This is a genomic window from Cellulomonas bogoriensis 69B4 = DSM 16987, from assembly GCF_000767165.1.
Lineage (GTDB): Bacteria > Actinomycetota > Actinomycetes > Actinomycetales > Cellulomonadaceae > Actinotalea > Actinotalea bogoriensis.
The window spans coordinates 1-422 of sequence record NZ_AXCZ01000475.1 but is presented as its reverse complement, the minus strand read 5'-3'; the positions used below and the strand labels follow the sequence as shown (position 1 = coordinate 422).

Sequence of the window (422 nt, the reverse complement as noted above, 5' to 3'; positions counted from 1 at the left end):
ACCATCGGGCCGATCTCCTGGCCCCACCACCGGGCCGCCGTCGACGGGGAGCACCCTGTGCGCCATGCGCACCAGGTGCTCCCCGTCGCCGTTCATCCTGGGGCGGGGGGCAGTGCGCAGGTGGGGCCGCAGGTCGTGGGGGTCGTGGGGTGGCCGCGGGCGGTGAGCGCGGCGGCGACCTGGGCGGCGGTCCGGCACGGGGACCGTGCGACGTGCTCCCACACGTACCTGAGGGTGAGGTCGCCGAGCTCGATCCGCACGGCGTTGTCACGCCAGGTGTCGTCGCCGCGCCGGGCGTCGCCGTGGGCGAGCCTCCCGTCGAGCTCGACCCGCACCCCGCGCCCCTCGTACACGCGGTCGGCCCGGATCCACCGCCCGTCGACGCGGTTGCGCGCCTGGGCCGTTCCCGCCGGCAGCCCGTG

General features: G+C 77.3%; 1 pseudogene. It reads right to left on the bottom strand.

Going from position 1 to position 422, the window contains the following annotated elements:
* Positions 1 to 92: 92 nt before the first annotated feature.
* A pseudogene (locus N869_RS18270) lies at positions 93 to 422 on the bottom strand (type IV toxin-antitoxin system AbiEi family antitoxin domain-containing protein); the annotation flags it as partial.